The sequence below is a fragment of the Streptomyces sp. NPDC006208 genome, from assembly GCF_040613775.1.
Classification (GTDB): Bacteria; Actinomycetota; Actinomycetes; order Streptomycetales; family Streptomycetaceae; genus Streptomyces.
The window spans coordinates 94,978-112,946 of sequence record NZ_JBEXSW010000016.1; the positions used below are offsets into that span (position 1 = coordinate 94,978).

General features: G+C 71.7%; 13 protein-coding genes. 5 read left to right on the forward strand and 8 right to left on the reverse strand.

The window, feature by feature from the left end:
• The first annotated feature begins 25 nt into the window (after positions 1–25).
• Complete coding sequence (locus ABZ208_RS15520) at positions 26–835, forward strand: SGNH/GDSL hydrolase family protein (RefSeq protein ID WP_356909990.1); 810 nt, start codon at positions 26–28, stop codon at positions 833–835.
• On the opposite strand, the gene ABZ208_RS15525 is transcribed toward ABZ208_RS15520, so the two are convergent.
• From ABZ208_RS15525 to ABZ208_RS15540, 4 genes are all read right to left on the reverse strand, one after another.
• On the reverse strand, positions 819–2,510 hold the full coding sequence (locus tag ABZ208_RS15525) for a protein kinase (protein WP_356909991.1): 1,692 nt from the start codon (positions 2,508–2,510) through the stop codon (positions 819–821). The two genes, ABZ208_RS15520 and ABZ208_RS15525, sit on opposite strands and share 17 nt — an antisense overlap.
• A gap of 42 nt (positions 2,511–2,552) precedes the next feature.
• Positions 2,553–4,292 (reverse strand): nickel transporter, encoded by a 1,740-nt coding sequence (locus ABZ208_RS15530; protein ID WP_356909992.1) that lies wholly within the window; start codon positions 4,290–4,292, stop codon positions 2,553–2,555.
• Complete coding sequence (locus ABZ208_RS15535) at positions 4,289–5,695, reverse strand: tetratricopeptide repeat protein (RefSeq protein ID WP_356909993.1); 1,407 nt, start codon at positions 5,693–5,695, stop codon at positions 4,289–4,291. The genes ABZ208_RS15530 and ABZ208_RS15535 overlap by 4 nt, the downstream gene beginning before the upstream one ends.
• Before the next feature lie 393 nt (positions 5,696–6,088).
• The gene (locus ABZ208_RS15540; protein WP_356909994.1) at positions 6,089–7,621 is read right to left on the reverse strand and encodes a DUF4331 domain-containing protein; all 1,533 of its coding nucleotides are present in this window, start codon (positions 7,619–7,621) and stop codon (positions 6,089–6,091) included.
• Positions 7,622–7,898: 277 nt separating this feature from the next.
• On the opposite strand from ABZ208_RS15540, the gene ABZ208_RS15545 reads away from it, so the two are divergent.
• Entirely contained in the window at positions 7,899–8,162 is a 264-nt protein-coding gene (locus ABZ208_RS15545) for a hypothetical protein (protein WP_328402384.1), read from the forward strand.
• A gap of 37 nt (positions 8,163–8,199) precedes the next feature.
• Here ABZ208_RS15545 and ABZ208_RS15550 read toward each other — a convergent pair whose 3' ends face one another.
• The 4 genes from ABZ208_RS15550 to hmgA form a co-directional block, all read right to left on the reverse strand.
• A complete protein-coding gene (locus ABZ208_RS15550) occupies positions 8,200–9,396 on the reverse strand; it encodes a CaiB/BaiF CoA-transferase family protein (RefSeq protein WP_356909995.1) in 1,197 nt (398 codons plus the stop codon).
• A 370-nt stretch (positions 9,397–9,766) separates the two neighbouring features.
• Complete coding sequence (locus tag ABZ208_RS15555; protein WP_356909996.1) at positions 9,767–10,984, reverse strand: type ISP restriction/modification enzyme; 1,218 nt, start codon at positions 10,982–10,984, stop codon at positions 9,767–9,769.
• A gap of 24 nt (positions 10,985–11,008) precedes the next feature.
• Entirely contained in the window at positions 11,009–11,761 is a 753-nt protein-coding gene (locus tag ABZ208_RS15560; RefSeq protein ID WP_356909997.1) for a GntR family transcriptional regulator, read from the reverse strand.
• 22 nt (positions 11,762–11,783) lie between these two features.
• A complete protein-coding gene (gene hmgA, locus ABZ208_RS15565; protein WP_356909998.1) occupies positions 11,784–13,112 on the reverse strand; it encodes a homogentisate 1,2-dioxygenase in 1,329 nt (442 codons plus the stop codon).
• 93 nt (positions 13,113–13,205) lie between these two features.
• On the opposite strand from hmgA, the gene ABZ208_RS15570 reads away from it, so the two are divergent.
• The 3 genes from ABZ208_RS15570 (at position 13,206) to ABZ208_RS15580 (ending at position 17,876) form a co-directional block, all read left to right on the forward strand.
• Positions 13,206–13,820: a TetR/AcrR family transcriptional regulator gene (locus tag ABZ208_RS15570; RefSeq protein WP_356910061.1), complete on the forward strand. Its 615-nt coding sequence runs from the start codon at positions 13,206–13,208 to the stop codon at positions 13,818–13,820.
• Positions 13,821–13,936: 116 nt separating this feature from the next.
• Complete coding sequence (locus ABZ208_RS15575; RefSeq protein WP_356909999.1) at positions 13,937–16,231, forward strand: molybdopterin oxidoreductase family protein; 2,295 nt, start codon at positions 13,937–13,939, stop codon at positions 16,229–16,231.
• A 322-nt stretch (positions 16,232–16,553) separates the two neighbouring features.
• Positions 16,554–17,876, forward strand: coding sequence for an ABC transporter ATP-binding protein (locus ABZ208_RS15580; RefSeq protein ID WP_356910000.1), 1,323 nt, complete (start codon positions 16,554–16,556; stop codon positions 17,874–17,876).
• Positions 17,877–17,969 lie beyond the last annotated feature (93 nt).

A 17,969-nucleotide genomic window follows, 5' to 3' on the forward strand; every position in this document is an offset into this window, starting at 1 on the left:
CAGAGATCCTGCTAAGGGAGGTTCCATGAAACTGTCCCGAGCCGCGGCACTCTCATCGTCACTCCTCCTCGGCGTCGTTCTCACTCTCACCGGAGCGAGCACGGCGCAGGCCTCCTCCACCGCCCAAGCAGTGGACTATGTGGCCCTCGGCGACTCCTACTCCTCAGGCGTGGGAGCCGGCAACTACGACAGCGCAAGCGGCAATTGCAAGCGCAGCACCAGGGCTTACCCGAGGCTCTGGGCCAACGCCCATTCACCCTCGTCGTTCTCATTCACTGCTTGCTCAGGCGCTCGTACGGGTGATGTCACGGCGAGTCAGCTCGGTCCGCTCAACTCGGCGACCGACCTCGTCTCCATCACCATCGGCGGGAATGACGCGGGCTTCTCCGACGTCATGACCACCTGTGTCCTGCAGTCCGAATCGAGCTGTCTCAACCGGATCGCGCAGGCCCGTGCCTACGTCGACTCCACCCTGCCCGGCAGGCTCGACTCGGTGTACGGCGCCATCCGCACCAAGGCCCCCGCAGCCCAGGTCGTCGTCCTGGGTTACCCCCGCTTCTACAAGCTGGCCGGCAACTGTGTGACCGGCCTGAGCGAGAACGAACGGTCCGCCATCAACGGCGCGGCCGACTACCTGAACGCGGCGATCGCGAAGCGCGCGGCCGATCACGGCTACGACTTCGCGGATGTCGTCCCGGCCTTCACCGGGCACGAGATCTGCTCCGGCGCCGCTTGGCTGCACAGCGTCAACTGGCTCAACATCGGTGACTCCTACCACCCGACGGCTTCCGGCCAGTCCGGCGGCTATCTCCCGGCGTTCACCGCTCACGCCTGAACGCGGCGCTCACCGCGCTCGCCGTACCGGCCGAAGAGGAGACCTCGTCCGTCGGGGTCTCCTGATCGCATGTGACCGAGAAGTCGATCCAGTGTGAGCGCACCTCGACCGGACTCCGGATCTCCACCCGGATCCGGTCGTGGTGTGTCCCGCCCTGCTCGTAGGTCAGCTCGATGTGGTCGACCTGCTTCTGCTTCGGGCCCCCGGCCGCGAAGTCCAGCGTCTTCCAGCCGGAGCCGGAACTGTCGCCGCTCCTGGTCGCCCAGCGGTAGTCGACACCCACCGGCGTGCGGGCGACGGTGATCGTCGCGCGGAAGGCCGGAGCCTCTGCTTCGGCCGGCGGGCAGGCGCCCGCGTAACTGTCCCTCACCCCCTGGACATGGACCTCGACGCTCTGAGGCGGGGTGTACGTACCGCCGCCACCACCGCTGTCGTCGCCGTCGTCCCCGCCGTCGTCCGAGGCGCCGCCGTCCGTCGCGCCGCCTCCGGGCGCGGAGGCCGTACTGCCGGGGCTCGTGCTCGAAGTGCCCGGCGCAGGGGGTGCGCTGCTGCCCTTGTCGTTGCCGCCGCCCTGGTCCCTGTTGCTGTTGACCAGCGCCCAGGCGAGACCGCTGACCGCGAGCAGCAGCACCGCTACCCCGGCGATCAGCACCACCGCCGCGCGCCGCGCACGGTCGGGCGGCAGGCCGTTCGCGGCCGCGGGAGCTGCGCTGGACATGGGAGCTGTGGCGGACGCGGTGGCCGGACCGGGCACCGGCGTGCGCGACTGCGGATGCACCGCAGCCGTGGGGGAGTCGGCCGCCACGGTGGGGTGGTCGGCGCCAGGCGGCGGAGCCGTCCGGGGTGTGCCGCCCGCGGCCACGACCCGCAACTCCCGCTCGGCCTCCGCCGCCGAGAGCCGCTGCGACGGGTCCTTGCGCAGCAGCCCCGCGATCACCGGCGTCAGCGGACCCGCCCGGAGCGGCAGCGGAAGCTCCTCGTCCACGACGGCCCGCAGCGTGCTCAACGGGGTGTTCTGGCGGAACGGCGAGTTGCCCTCGACCGCGGCGTACAGCAGGACGCCGAGCGACCAGAGATCCGACTCGGGCCCCGGCGTACGTCCCAGCGCCCGTTCCGGGGCGAGGAATTCGGGAGAGCCGATCAGCTCGCCCGTCATGGTCAGGTTGGACGACCCCTCCACCGTCGCGATCCCGAAATCGGAGAGCACCACGCGGCCGTCGTTGCCGATGAGTACGTTCCCGGGCTTCACATCCCGGTGCAGCACGCCCGCGTCGTGCGCGGCGCGCAGGGCAGCGAGGATCTCTGCGCCGATGCGCGCGGCGCGCGCCGGGGCGAGGGGCCCCTCGGCGTCCAGTACGTCGGAGAGGGCGAGTCCGCGCACCAGCTCCATCACGATCCAGGGGCGGCCGTCCTGGGTCGCCACGTCGTAGACGGTGACCACATTGCGGTGCGAGACGCGGGCCGCCGCCCAGGCCTCCCGTTCGAGGCGGGCATAGAGTCGGCGCTCGTCGTCGGTACCGAGGGCGGCGGGGGCCCGGACCTCCTTGACCGCGACCTCCCGGCCCAGCAGCTCGTCGCGGGCGCGCCACACCACTCCCATGCCGCCTTCGCCCAAGGGGCTCATGAGACGGTAGCGACCCGCCAACAGCCGCTCGTCGCCCGGCACTTCGCTCACAGCGAGCCCCCATCGGTAGCAGAGCAGTGACCCCAAGCTAGCTCACGCAAGTGCTGTTGCCGCCCCCTTGAGCGCCAATCCGCATCCCAGCGCGAGGACCACGCAGGCGGTGCCCAGCGGGAGTGCACGCTGAGCGGCGGAGACCAACCGCCATGTGGGGCGGCTGCGCCCGGCGAGCAGCCGGGTGGCGCGGGCGCCGAGCCGGACCGCGGCGAAGCCGGCGGCGGCGAGAGTGAGGGCGAGCCCGAGACCGTACGCGACGACGAGCAGCAGGCCGAACCAGGCACGACCGAGCGCGGCGGCGCCGACGAGGACGACGACGGCGGACGGACTGGGGACGAGGCCGCCGGCGAAGCCGAGCAGGAGCGTGGACCGCAGCCCGAGGGAGCGGTGGTCGTGGGTGTGGGGATGCCCGTGCGGGTGCGAATGGCTGTGGCTGTGGCGGTGCACGTGGCCGTCCCTCTTGCTGTGCCCGTGTCCGGCCTCCGGCATGTGCTCCGGTCCAGGGGCGGGAACGCCGCCGGGACCTGTCTCCCGCAGGTGCGTCGGCTCATGGCCACCGTGTTCCGTGCCGTGGGCCTGTTCGCTGCCCGGTCCGTGTCCCTGCTGTGGCCCGTGGCCGTGCTGCGGTCCATGCCCGTGCCCGTGCCCGTGCCCGTGCGCATGATCGTGTCCGCGGTTGCGCCACGCCCGTCGGACGAGTACCGCCCCTGCCCCGGCCACCAGTGCCCCGCTCGCGACGCCCAGCCACGCCACCACTGACGGTGCCGCCGCCGAGCCCACCGCGATCAGGGCGCCCAGTGCGAACACACCGAGCGTGTGCGTGATCGTCACCGAAGCGCCCAGGGAGAGGACATCGCGCAGGGAGTTCCTGCCGCCCGCCGCCGCAGCCGCGGCCATCACCGTCTTGCCGTGACCCGGTGCGAGCGCGTGCAGCGCGCCCAGCAGGACCGCGGTCGCCAGGGCAAGCGCGCCGAACCCCACGGTCAGATCGCGCCGGGAAACCAGCCCGGTCAGTGCTTGCGTCCAGCGGTCCGCCCCGCGCGGCAGCACGGAGGCCGGGGGTGCGGCCTCCTGGCGGTCCGCCTCCGCGGGCGCTCCGCCGGGGGTGACCGACAGCGCCGCCGTCGTGCGGTCCGGCGCCGACGAGAGCGGCCCGTTCGGATACACCGCCAGTCGACGTGACGTCGACGCCTTCGGTACGTCCGACGACACGAGCGTCATCCGGTCGCCGCGGGCCGTGATCTCCCGCCAGCCCGGTCCCTGACCGCTGCCTGCCGCCCGGAAGCCGATCGTGTGACGCCCGTCCGGCAGTGCGGCCGCCAGCCGGCACTCGACGCGGAGCGTCGGCAGACCGGCCTGCCCCGGTCTCACCTCGGCACGGCTCGCGCCGGGCGTGAGCGCGACCGGACCGTGCCGCTCGACCGTGACCCGGCTGTCCCGGGCCGCGTCCCGGCAGCGCTGACCGGCCCATTCGGAGAGTTCCGCGGGGGACATCTCCCGGTCGCTGTTCCCGTCGATCCTGGCGCGCGCTTGAGCGGCGGGTATCTCCGCGAGGTCCTCGACATGGTCGACGCTCAGCCGTCCGGGCGCGACGAGCAGTCCGTCGTAGCGGTTGACGGTGAAGTTCCCCAGCGGATGCGCGGCGGCCGTCCCCGCGGGCAGCACCGCGAGCGCCGCCCCGGCCACCAGGACCGCCGCGCCGACGGCTGCCGTACGGCCCTTGATGCCGCCCTTGCTTCCTGTGCCGCCTCTGGTCGTCGTTCCGTCTGCGGTCTTCATGACGCCTCCAGACTCCGCAGTGCCGTCCGGGCCGCGCGTGAGCCGACGGGCGAGAAACCGGGGTTGATCTCCAGCGCGGCGGCGAGCGAGGCGCGGGCGGCAGCCGGCCGGCCCGCGGCGCGCTCGATCATGCCGCGGTGGTAGAGGAACACGGCGTTACGACAGCCCGCCGGCGCCGACGTGGAGAGGTACTTCATGGCTTGTGCGGAGCGGCCGTTGACGTGCAGCGCCCAGGCAAGGGCGTCCGCCGTGTGCACGGTCCGGCGCTTGGCCCACTCGGCGCGGGCGGCGGTCAGCGCCTGCGCCTTGTCGCCGTGGTCGGCCAGGGCGAGCGCGGTGTCCAGGTCGGTGTCCACGCCGTTGGCGCGAGCCAACACCGTCCAGTCGCCGATGAGTTCGTACTGGCGACGGGCATCGGACGGGCGCCCCGCGGCCTCGTACAGCTCGCCCAGCGCGACCAGGTGACCCGGCAGCGGCAGCCGGTCGACCACCGCTTCGAGCCCGGACACGGCGGACTTGGTGTCACCGCGTGCGGCGTGCGCACGGGCGCGGCCCTCGAGCGCCGGCAGATACCCCGGGTCCGCTTCGAGCGCCGTCGTGAAGTGCTTCAGCGCCGGGGCGTACGCCCCCTGGCTCCACTCCAACTGCCCGGTCGCCGTCGCCACATACGCCACGTCGCCGGGCGAAGTTGCCGAGTTCATGGCGGTGTTCAGTACTCGGCGGGCGCCCGCGACATCGCCGCGCAGCTCCAGTACATACGCGTAGCGCGTGAACACGGGAATACCGGGCCGACGGCCATCGGCGTCCTTCGCAGCGGCCAACGCCTCGGAATAGCGGCCCAGTTCGACGAGCGCATCGATCCGCGAGGCGAGCGCGCGCTCGCCGAAAGGATTGATCTTCAGGGCCGCCTCCGCCTCCCGCAGGGCCTGAGAGAAGTCGTGCCGGGCCGCCGCGAGTGCGGCACGGCCCGCGAGCGCCGCATCGTTGTCCCGCGGCCGGAGCTCCAGCGAACGGGCCAGTGCCTTGTCGGCCTGCGGATAGCGGGTCGGGTCGCCGCTGGTCCTGGCCTGTTCGACATAGGCGGCGCCGAGTGTCGCCCACGCCCGGTCGTCCTTGGGCCGGGCCCGCAGATGTGTCTGGAGGCCGGTGATCCCGCGGGCGAGGTCACCGGTGCCGATCCGGTCGAACGGTGCGTCCGCCACAGGTGCGGCGGTGCGGGCCGCCGAGGGCTGCTGGTCCGCACCGCCCGACATGACGGCGCCCACGGTGAGAGCGAGGGCGAGTGTCCCGGCGGGGAACAACAGACCCCGGATCCTCCCCGCCCCGCGCCGGGGCCGTGACTCCCGGTCCTCGGGGTCGCGGCCGGCCGCCGCGACCGTGTCCGGCGTCCTTGGCAGGGACATCGGTCCGCCCTTCCTCGCGTAGGTGCGACTGTGAGGTGAGAACTGCGAGCTGTGAACTGTGAGTTGTGGACTGCGAGGTGTGGACTGTGCCGTCCGCCTACGCCCTGTTCGGGCGATCTTGTCGGGCCTGCGGCGACAGCTGCGGCACCTCGCTGTGTTGTCGGAGTCGCCCAAGTACGTCCAGTGGGAGGGCGATGCTCCGCCTTGCGATGCGTCCCCTCGGCCCTGGCGGGCCTGGGGAGACCCCATGCCTCGGCCCTGGCGGGCCTGGGGAGACCCCATGCCTCGGCCCTGGCGGGCCTGGGGAGACCCCATGCCTCGGCCCTGGCGGGCCAGGGAGACCCCACGCATCCGACGCCGCAGGCTCGTGCTCGAAGATCGCCCGGGCAGGGCCTAGCTGTACGAAGTGCGGCGCCGCATCCGCCACCAGAGCAGTCCCAGGCCGACGAGCAGCACACCCACGCCCGTGGCGACCGCCGATACGACCAGCGTCGTGGTGGTCGCGTCACCGCCGGCGGCGGACGACGCCCCACCGGTGAGCAGGCCGTCCTGCGACACCTTGGTCCCCGCGCCCTTGGCGACCGGGCCGCGGGAGCCGGCCTCGGGCAGTGCGAGGTACGGGAAGGCGCTGCCGAACTTCTGGTCGTTCTGGTCGACCGCGTCGCCCAGGTCGTTCTTCTGGCCGAGCAGTTCGCCCTCGACGACCTGGAGCGCGATGTCCAGTACGTCGTCGGACAGCCTGCGCCCGTTCGGGAACCCGGCGTTGTCGCCGTCCAGCACACCCAGCCTCTTCGGCTCGGCGCTCGGCGGGACGGAGGTGTTGAGCCGCAGTGCCTCGGCGGGGCGGACGTGCGGCGGCTTGTTGAGCTTGTCGACACCGGTCAGGAACACGGACACCAGGTCGTTGCGCGGCTCGGCCGGGGCCTTGATCTTGTAGATGCCCTCGATCAGCTTCGGCAGTTCCGGCTGGGTGACGAACGGAAGGAAGTCGCCGTCGTTCCACGGATGGGACGCATTGAACTTGTCCTTGTCCTTCACAGGGATCACCACCTCGTTGACCAGCGGCATTCCGAGCCTGGACACCTGCGTCCAATGGCCGTCGGCGCTCCTGCGCTGGGTGGTGGACCAGATTCCGACGATCGGCTGCTTCTGCGACTGCCGGATGTACGCGGTCGGCACCTGCAGGGCAATGGAGTTGACGCTGTAGCCCTTGAGCGTGTCGTTGCCGACCTCGGAGAGGTCGCCGCCGTAGAGCAGGTCGAAGACGCGCAGGTCGAGGAAGAAGGGGTCGTCCGCCTGACCGGCGAACGCCGTGGTACCGCCGGGAAGTTGGCGCACGGCCTGGTCCCGCAGGGTCTGGTAGTCCGGCATGGACGCCTTGCCCACGTTCGAGGGTGCCACCGGCAGATCGTCGGCGATCTTCGTGGTGCTCGTCACACGCTGGTTCCTCAGCCGCAGCACATCGATGTCGTACGTCTGGGTGATGTTGAGGTCCGGGTCGTCGAGCGTGGTGACGGGACCGGTGTTGAAGAGGAACGTCCTGCCGTTCTTGACGTGGTCCTTGAAGGTCCACCGGTAGATGAGATCGCCCTGGGCGTCACCGTCGCTGTCGATGTGGATGTCGTACTGGGCGTCGTCGGCGAACGAGTAGAAGTTCGGGCCGCCGGCCGGTTCCTCGAACGGCAGCCAGTTGGCCACGATCGTGGTGGTGTCGGGCTTGTCGGGGCTGACGAACGCGTACACGTCGGTGTTGTCGTACTGCGGCTGGCCGGAGATCAGCGGGGCCTCGCGGTGGCTGGAGGCCTGGGCCGCTCGAGGCTCCAGACCGGTCACGCCGGAAGCCGCGAGCGCCCCGGTGGCCAGCGCCGCGCAGGCGAGTGCCGCGAGCCTGAGGGGCCCCCGCCCGCTGCTGCTGAGTGCGGTCATCGAATCCGTCCTTCACGCGAGTGGCTGGTCGTGCTCCTTGCCAGCCATTCGGTGCCGCGGGCCCAGCGGATTGGTGGGTATCCGAGAGGTTCTTCGAAGACCGAGAACGTTCACTGACATGCGCGGCCAACTCGGCCTGGAATCAGGCGGATTCGGAGCGTGGCCGTCAACCCCCGTACGGGTGTGCTGAATCATGCGGGCGGGATACACGAGTGTCCCGAAGGGGCGATAGGGTTAATCTGCCCGGGCCGGGTGTCTCGTACGGGTGGGGAGTGACATGGACCAGATAGCAATGCGCAGCAGGCCGCGAGTGCCTGCGATCACATGTGGGAGTACGGCGACCAGTTCGCGGCTCGACCGACATCTCTCGGTGCTCGGCGGCCCTGCCGTCCCGCACGGCGAGGCGGCCGAAGCGACGTCTCTCATGCGTGAACTGACCTCGCGTGATGTGACGCACACCCGCCGGAGCAAGAGCGCGCGTGTCTCGCTCTTCGCCCCGCTGCGGCGACTGCGCCGCTCACTGTTCGGCAGCCGCGGCTGACCCGGGCCCGGCCGCTCCACCACACAAGCGAACGCGCTCAGGCGACCACACCGTCCCGGCGCAGCGCCGCTGCATCCTCGTCCTTCATCCCCACGGACCGCAGCAGTGCGTCGGTGTGCTCGCCGAGCGCAGGTACCGCGCCCATCCGTGCCGGGGCCCCGCCCGGCAGCGTGATCGGGGGCAGCAGGGCCCGCAGTGGCCCCGCCGGAGTGTCCACCTCCCGCCACCGCTCCCTGGCGGCGAGCTGTGGATGCCCGGCCACATCCTTGACGCTGTTCAGCCGGGCGCAGGCGATCCCCGCCGCTTCGAGGCGGCCGATCGCCTCGTCCGTCCGCAGACCCGCCAGCGCCCTGGCCACCGCCGTATCCGTCTGCGCGCGGTTCGCCGTCCGGGCGGTGTTGGTGGCAAAGGCCGGATGAATACCCAGTTCGGGACGTTCCAGCACCTGTTCGGCGAGACGCCGCCACTCCCGGTCGTTCTGGACCGACAGCAGGACCTGCTCGCCGTCGGCCGTGATGTAGGCGTCGTACGGCGAGATGACGGCGTGCGCGACCCCTGTGCGCGCCGGGGCCTCACCTCCATGCATCCCGTAGTGCAGCGGGTGGCCCATCCACTCGGTGAGCGAATCCAGCATCGAGATCTCCACCGGCCCGCCCCGCCCCGTGACGCCGCGCCGCACCAGAGCCGCCAGCACCCCGGAGAACGCGTACATCGCCGCCGCGATGTCGGCCGCCGGGATCCCCGCCTTCACCGGCTGCTCGGCCGTCCCGGTCACCGACACCAGCCCGGCCTCGCACTGCACGAGCATGTCGTACGCCCGCTTGTGCGCGTACGGGCCCGTCGGGCCGTACCCGGAGATGTCCACGGCGATCAGCCGCGGATGAGCGGCGCACAGGGTGGCGGCGTCCAGACCGAGCCGGGCGGCGGCACCCTGGGCGAGGTTCTGGACGAACACATCGGCGTCCGCGATCAGCCGGTGCACGATGTCGAGGCCGCGCGGGTCCTTGAGGTCCACCGCCAGGGACTCCTTGCCGCGGTTGCACCACACGAAGTGCGAGGCGAGGCCGCGGGCCGCGGTGTCGTACCCCCGCGCGAAGTCGCCGCCGTCCGGGCGCTCGACCTTGATGACGCGAGCCCCGAGATCTGCGAGCTGGCGGGTGGCGAAGGGTGCCGAGACGGCCTGCTCGACGGCGACGACCGTGATCCCGTCCAGGGGCAGTGGCTGTTGGCTCATGACGCTGTACCTATCGTGTATGGGGCACCTTTGTCACACCGGCGCATCACCACGCCGGTGCCCCGCGGCCGGCCCGTGCCGACTTCGCAGCCACCGGGTCACGGCCGACGACCCCCCGGGCGCGGCGGGCCTGTGGGGCTCTGCCCGAACCGAGCGCCTCGATCGCCTGCGGGGCTCCGGACGCGCCCGTCAGGGCACGCGCACCCGTTCGCGCGGCGCCTCGACAAGCTCCGTACCGCGAGTTCCCCGGCCAGGCCGCTCCCGGGGACGCGGCGGGCCTGCTGGGCCTGGACCCCGCCCTCCGCCCCCGCCTCGATCGCCGGCGGGGGGCCCGGCACGCGCGGCCATCGCGCCGGCGCCCCGCGCCCCCTCACAGGAGCGCGAACTGCCCCTCCGGCCCCTCCTCCTGGTGGTCCAGCACCGACGCCGGGCGTCGCGCCGCCGCAGGCGGCGGCAGCACTCCGGCCGTACGCAGCTCCGGCGCGGTGATCCGTGGTCCGTGGGCCAACTCGGCACGCCGCGGCAGCAGTTCATCCAGCAGCGCCAGCACTGTGATCAGCTCCAGGAGCTGCGAGGTCCACTCCTGCGGCCAGGCGGAGGGCCGCACCGCCTCCAGCGTGCCCGCCTCCGCCGTGGCCGTACGGCGCTCGAACCACAGCTCCAGCACGCGTACGCCCCCGGCCTCGAAGTCCCAGGCCTGTGCCGGCACGGGCGAGATGCGGCCGCCGTCGCCGATGCGCAGCTCCTCCTCGTCCGGGTCGTACGCGATCGAGTCCGGCCGGGCAGGCAAGGCCGCGCGGACATAGGGCCGACGGCCACCGGGCAGCCTCGGGCGCTCGCCACCGTGCGCGCCGCGCAGCTGGATGCGGGTCATGCGCCGCCCCAGTTCCACTCCCGACGCCCACACGCCGGCGTCAGCGGTCAGCGGGACCGCGCATCCCCCCGGCGTGGACTCGGCGGCCGCCATGATCCAGCAGAGCAGATCGTCGGCGCTCACCCCGTGTCCGTACCGGCCCGCGAGCGCTTCGAGCAGCCCCGGCGCGACGTTCGGTTCGCGCCCCCCGGGCCGCCGGTACAGCGGGCGGATCCGCCCTGGACGGCCCGCGGGCGAACGCCCGTCCGGCAGCAGGGCCGACACCAGCACCGCGGGCCCCGCGGACTGCGGCACATGCCCCTGCTCGACCACGAAGAGCTGCCGATCGTCCAGCACCCGCCACAATTCGGGCCGGGCGACATCGATCAGCCGGTGGTCCGGTATCAGCCACTGCTCGTCGAACCCGCCGTGCAGTACGCGTACCGGGTCCGGGCAACGGCCGTCCTCGCGGGCGATCCGGCCGGTCCTGGTGGCCTGTCCCGGTAGCTGGGCCACCGCGCTGTGCGGCGTACGGGCACGGGTGGACCCGAACAGCGCCGCGCGCCGGGCCTCGTCGGCGCCGGTCAGCGTGTCCCAGCGGGCTCTGAGGGAGGGGGCATCGGGTGCCATCACCCACGGCCTGCCCAGCCGCAGCGGTGCCACGGACCAGGGCATGAGGTCGTCGAGCAGCGGCACCTCGTCGGTGGCGGTCGCGGTCTCGGTCACCGTCCGCATGGTAGTGAGAGAGGGTGACGGGAGTCAGTCCGCGGCATCCACGGTGACCGAGAAGGAGAACCGGTCGCCGCGGTAGCGGATCCGGGCCACGTCCACCACCCGGCCCGATTCGTCGTACGTCACCCCGGTGTAATGCAGGATCGGGCTCAGCAGCGGCACCCGCAGCAGCTCCGCCGTGGGCGGGTCCGCGAGCCGCGCCTCCACCGTGTCCGTGATCCTGCTGATCCGGATGCCCAGCGCGTCCCGCAGCACCTTGGTCATCGGCCAGCGCTCCAGGTCCGCGAGGTCCAGACCGGCCGCGACATCCGCGCGGACCGCGTTCTCGGCCCAGTTGGTGGGCTCGCCGCTCTCGCCGTCGAACCGCAGCCGCCGGTACATCACGACCTCGTCCACCTCCGGGAAGTACTCGGCGAGCTCACCAGGGACCGGCGCCTGGCCATGGCCGAGGATCGTCGTGCGCTCGCCGGACTGCTGGGCCACGATCGCGTCGATCGACCCCAGCAGCCGCCGCGGGGCACTGCGCCGTGCCCCCGGCTCGATGAAGGTGCCGCGCCTGCGGTGCCGGCTGATCAGGCCCTCCTCCTCCAGCTCCTTGAGGGCCTGGCGCATGGTCAGCACGCTGACGCCGTAGTGCTGGGCGAGCTGCTCCTCGGTGGGCAGCCGCAGCGAGGCCTCGGGCGTGCGGCCCAGTATCGAGGCGCGCAGCGACTGCGAGACCTGGTACCACAGCGGGAGCTTGCGGTTCAAGACCAGCGAGTCGGGGGCGAAGGAGGTCACGGCATCTCCGTACTACGACGTACTACGGCCTGAAGTTGCGCTCAAGACCCTGCCACACGGTGTCATAGCCCCTCTGCAGGTGGTCGGCGCTCGCGGCCTGCTCGGTGGCGGTCACCGGCCAGCGGGTCTCGAACATGAAGGCAAGGCCGTCGTCGATCTTCTGCGGCTTCAGCTGGGCCGCGCTGGCCGCCTCGAACGTCTCCCGGTCGGGCCCGTGCGCCGACATCATGTTGTGCAGCGAGCCGCCGCCCGGCACGAAGCCTTCGGCCTTGGCGTCGTACGCGCCCTCGATCAGGCCCATGTACTCGCTCATCACGTTGCGGTGGAAGTACGGCGGGCGGAAGGTGTCCTCGCCGACCAGCCAGCGCGGCGCGAAGACCACGAAGTCGACACCGGCAAGACCCGGGGTGTCGGACGGCGAGGTCAGCACGGTGAAGATCGACGGGTCGGGGTGGTCGTAGCTGATGCTGCCGATGACATTGAAACGGTGCAGGTCGTAGACGTAGGGCACATGGTTGCCGTGCCAGGCGACCACATCGAGCGGGGAGTGGTCGTAGGTGGCGGCCCACAGATTCCCGCAGAACTTGTTGACCACCTCCACCGGGCGCTCGGCGTCCTCGTAGGCGGCGACCGGAGCCAGGAAGTCCCGGGCGTTCGCCAGGCCGTTGGCTCCGATCGGGCCGAGGTCCGGGAGCTCGAAGGGCTGTCCGTAGTTCTCGCAGACATAGCCGCGGGCACTCTCGTCCAGCAGCTCCACACGGAAACGGACACCGCGGGGGATCAGCGCGACCTCGCCGGGCCGGGCCGGCAGCAGGCCCAGCTCGGTCACCAGCAGCAGCCCGCCGCGCTCGGGGACGATCAGAAGCTCGCCGTCCGCGTCGCTGAACACCCGGTCGGTCATCGAGACGTTGGCGTGGTAGAGGTGCACCGCCATACCGGTGCGCTGGGTGGTGTCGCCGTTGCCGCCGAGCGTCCACAGGCCGGACAGCCAGTCGGTGCCGGGCGCGGGCTCCGGCAGCGGGTTCCAGCGCAGCCGGTTGGGGTCCGGGACGCTCTCGGTGAAGGGGGCGCTGCGCAGGCTGCCGTTGTCGATGCGGACGAACGCCGGGTGCGCGGCCGACGGGCGGATGCGGTAGAGCCAGGAGCGGCGGTTATGGGCACGGGGCTCGGTGAAGGCACTGCCGCTGAGCTGCTCGGCGTACAGACCGAGGGGGGCGCGCTGCGGGGAGTTGCGGCCGTGCGGCAGGGCGCCCGGTACCGCCTCCGAGCTGTGCTCGTTGCCGAAGCCGGGGGAGAACGACCGATCCGTCAGTCCCTCGACTGTCTTCCGCGCCTGCTCGATGCCGCTCATCGCCCGCTCCCGCTCCCGGTGCCGAACCGAAGGAATCCTATGTACAACCGTAGGATTACAGGTCCGCCCCGTCAAAGGAAGCGGGACGGCATGATGGGGCGCGTGTCCCAGCCCCATCTGCGCCGTATGCCCGTTCAGCAGCGCAGCGCCGACCGGCTCGCCCGGATCCTGGACGCCTGTGCCGAACTTCTCGACGAGACGGGGTACGAGGAGCTGTCGACCCGTGCCGTCGCGGCCAGGGCCGGGGTGCCGATCGGCTCGGTCTACCGCTTCTTCGGCAACAAGCGCGCGCTGGCCGATGCCCTTGCCCGCCGAAATCTGGACAGCTATGCCGAGCGGATCGCGCACCGGCTCCGGGAGCTCCCGGCCGTCGACTGGCGCGGCGCACTCGATGCCGTACTCGACGAGTACCTGGCCATGAAGCGGACCGTGCCCGGCTTCGCGATGGTCGACTTCGGTGCCCAGGTCCCGGTCGGCGCGCCCGCGGCCGGGCCGAACCACGAGGTCGCGGACCGGCTCGCAGGGATGCTCGCGGCACATCTGGGCCGTGAGGTGGACGACGGGCTGCGTCGCGCGGTGCTGGTCGCGGTGGAAGCCGCCGACGCCCTGCTCCAGCTGGCCTTCCGGGTGCAGCCGTCGGGGGACGCGGCGATCGTCGCCGAGACACGCGAACTGCTGCGTGCCTATCTCGCGCGGGTCCTGGACTGACGGACACCGCACCGGAGAAATCCCGACGGGATGCGAGCAGGGACTCCCGCCCGTGCATACCGGTCGGTATGCTCGGTTCGGTCAGCGCGTCATCGCCGCCGCCCCGGGGAGAGCCCATGTCCCGCACCTCCGCCGCCCGCACCGTACCGACGGGCGGCGCACGTCCCGAGACCACACCCCGGGCTGCACCCCGGCCCGAGTCCGGGGCCGCCGGTGCCCGGACGGCCCTGCGGGTCTGCCCCCTGTGCGAAGCCACCTGCGGGCTCACCCTCACCATCGAGGGCACCCGGGTCACCAAGGCCCGCGGCGACCGGGACGATGTCTTCAGCCAGGGGTTCATCTGCCCGAAGGGTGCGTCGTTCGGCGAGCTCGACGCCGACCCCGACCGGTTGCGCACGCCGCTCGTGCGCGAGAGGGGCACGCTGCGCGAGGCGACCTGGCAGGAGGCGTTCGACCTGGTGGCCGCGCGGATACGGCCACTGATCGAGGAGCACGGCGGCAACGCCGTGGCGGTCGTCCTCGGCAACCCGAACGTGCACACCATGGCCGGCGGGCTCTACCCGCCCGTCCTGCTCTCCGCCCTGCGCACCCGCAACATCTTCAGCGCCTCCACGCTCGACCAGATGCCCAAGCATGTCTCCAGCGGCCTGCTCTACGGCAGCGCGATCGCCATCCCCGTCCCCGACCTGGACCGCACCGACCATCTGCTGCTCCTCGGTGCCAACCCGCTGGAGTCCAACGGCAGTCTGTGCACCGCCCCCGACTTCCCCGGCAAGCTCAAGGCGCTGCGCCGCCGCGGGGGCACCCTCACCGTCGTCGACCCGCGCCGCACCCGGACCGCTCAGCTCGCCGACCGGCATGTGGCCATCCGCCCCGGCACCGACGCGCTGCTGCTCGCGGCCCTCGCCCATGTCCTGTTCGAGGAGGGGCTCACCGACCTCGGCGAGCTGGCCGAACACGTCCAGGGACTGGACGAACTGCGGGCAGTGATGGGGGAGTTCACCCCGGACGCCGTCGCCGAGGCCTGTGACATGGACGCCGAGGAGATCCGTACGATCGCCCGCGAACTGGCCGCGGCGCCGACTGCCGCCGTATACGGCCGTATCGGCAGCTGCACCGTCGAGCACGGCACGCTCGCCAGCTGGCTCGTCGACGTCCTCAACATCCTCACCGGCAACCTCGACCGGCCCGGCGGTGCACTCTTCCCCTTCGCCGCCACCGACCGCGCACCCCGTCCGGCGGGCCCGGGCAAGGGATTCGCCCTGGGGCGCTGGTCCAGCAGGGTCAGCGGCCACCCCGAGGCCAAGGGCGAACTGCCGATGACCGCGCTCGCCGAGGAGATCGAGACGTCCGGGGAAGGGCAGATCCGTGCCGTGATCGCCATCGCCGCCAACCCCGTGCTCTCCGCGCCCGACGGGGACCGTCTCGACCGGGCGCTCGAGGGCCTCGACTTCATGGTCAGCGTCGACCCCTATCTGAACGAGACCTCGCGCCACGCCGATGTGGTGCTGCCCCCGCCTCCGCCGTCCCAGAGCGCCCACTACGACTTCGCGTTCAATGCGCTCGCGGTGCGCAACCAGGCCCGCTACAACCCGGCCGCCGTGCCTCTCGACGACGGGCTCATGGACGAGTGCGAGATCCACGCCCGGCTGATCCTCGCCGTGTCCGGCATGCACGGCGCCGACCCGTCCGCGGTCGACGACATGGTCATCCAGAACTCCCTCGCCAGGGCCGTCGCCGACCCGCACTCACCGGTGCACGGCCAGGACGTCGCAGAACTCGCCGCCGAACTCACAGGCCACCGGGGCGCGGAGCGCCGACTCGACATGATGCTGCGCCTCGGCCCGTACGATCTCACCCTCGACAAGCTCGCCGAGAACCCGCACGGCATCGACCTGGGTCCGCTCCAGCCGCGCATCCAGCAGGTCCTCAAGACCGTCAGCGGTCGGATCGAGCTGCTGCCCGGCCCCATCGCCGACGATCTGCCGAGGCTCCGGCGCGCACTCGGGGAGCGGCCCGCAGCGCTGGTCCTGGTCGGCCGCCGCCATCTTCGCTCCAACAACAGCTGGCTGCACAACGTGCCCTCGCTGAACGGCGGTTCCAACCGCTGCACCCTCCATGTCCACCCCGAGGACGCGGCCCGGCTCGGCCTCACGGACGGTGCGGTGGTGAGCATCAGCGCGGACGGCGGTCGCCTCGAGGCGCCCGTGGAGATCACCGACACCGTACGGACGGGAGTGGTGAGTCTGCCGCACGGCTGGGGGCACAACCGTCCCGGCACCCGGATGTCGGTCGCCTCCTCGCGCCCCGGAGTCAATGTCAATCAGCTCCTCGACGGCTCCCGACTGGACCCCCTGTCGGGCACCGCCGTGCTCAACGGCTTCCCCGTCGAACTGTCACCAAGCAAGTGACCTGGGGTTTTGCGCCTAGTCGTCGGTAGGGCGGTGATCGCCGCGATCGTCTCGCCCCGACGGTGACGGCTCCCGTCCCGGTCGGCATGGCCACGGTCGGGTTCTGCGACCCCACCCGGTTCACGGTGAACCGGGTGGGGTCGCAGCGCTGCGGCCGACCTCCTTCGTGCGAACGACCCGCAAGCGGTGCGAAGGTCACGCAACATCTCACTCCGCAAGAAGGCGGCCCCAACCTTCGCAAGAGCCATTCCCTGACAGGAAGTAGTCGGCTAGCTTCTGGCCACCCAGCTGCTCCTCACTCTTTCCCTCAGGGCAGGACTCGATGACGCGCGCCATTTCCCTGCACCACGTCAGCAAGAGATACGGGCGCGCCCAGCGTGCCGTCGACGACTTCTCCCTCGGCGTCGAGCCGGGGGAGTTCCTTGTCCTGCTCGGCCCTTCGGGCTGCGGGAAGTCGACGGTGCTGCGCATGATCGCCGGACTCGAGGACATCACCGAGGGCGAGCTGCTGCTGGACGGCGAGTACGCCAACGACATCCCGCCCCGTGAGCGGGACATGGCGATGGTGTTCCAGAATTTCGCGCTCTACCCGAGCATGACCAACCGCGAGAACATCGGCTTCCCGCTGCGCCTCGAGAACCCGCGTGCCGACCGTAACCCGCGCGTGGAGGCGACCGCGAGGATGCTCGGCATCGAGGATCTCCTGGACCGCTATCCCAGCCAGCTGTCCGGCGGCGAGCGCCAGCGCGTCGCGATGGGACGGGCGATCTCCCGGCGGCCCTCCGTCTTTCTGATGGACGAGCCGCTGTCGAACCTCGACGCCAAGCTGCGCAACCATCTCCGGGCCGAAATAGCCCAGCTCACCGCGGAGTTGGGGGTGACGACGGTCTACGTCACCCATGACCAGGCCGAGGCCATGTCGCTCGGGGACCGGGTAGCGGTGATGCGTGGCGGCGTGCTGCAGCAGGTCAGCACCCCGCGCGAGACCTACGCCCTGCCGGAGAACGTGTTCGTCGCCGCGTTCATCGGCACCCCGCGCATCAATCTGCTGCAGGCCGTCGTGCACGCGCCGCTGGACGGCCGGATGTCCATCGACCTCGGTCGGCAGCGGCTGCCGCTGCCCGAACCGCTCAGCACGGACCACCAGTTGCTCCGCATCCAGCAGGGGCGGCAGATCATCGTCGGGCTGCGCTCGGAGGCGGCACGGATCGCACCGCCGAGCCAGGCCCGCCCCGGAGAGGTCGCGCTGACCGGCATCGTCCAGCACATGGAGTACCAGGGACACGAGGCGCTCGTGCACTTCAGCACCGGCTCGACACCGGCCGTCGTCGCCGATCTGGAGTCGCCCCGGCCCAGGCAGACCGCGCGCCGCCGCAGAAACGTCGGCCCCGGTGTGCTGACCCGGATCAAGGACCGGGCGATCTCGCAGGTCGCCCGGCCTGTCGCGGTGCTCGACGCGCCGGAACCGCCCCGGGAGCGCGCGTCCGTCACCGGCGACCTTGTGGTGCGCACCGGGCCGGACCTGCGGCTGCGCACCGGGGCCCAGGTGCCGCTCCTGGTGGATGTGGCACACCTGTACGTCTTCGACCACCAGGGCCGCAGGATCTGCCCGGCTCCCTTTGACCTGCCCGGCCTGGACGTCTGATCCCCCTTCGTTCTCCTCCGCCTCCGTCCCCCCTGCATCCCCTGCGTCCTTTCCGTCCTTTCCGTCCACCTCCGCCTCCGGGCTCGCTCGCCG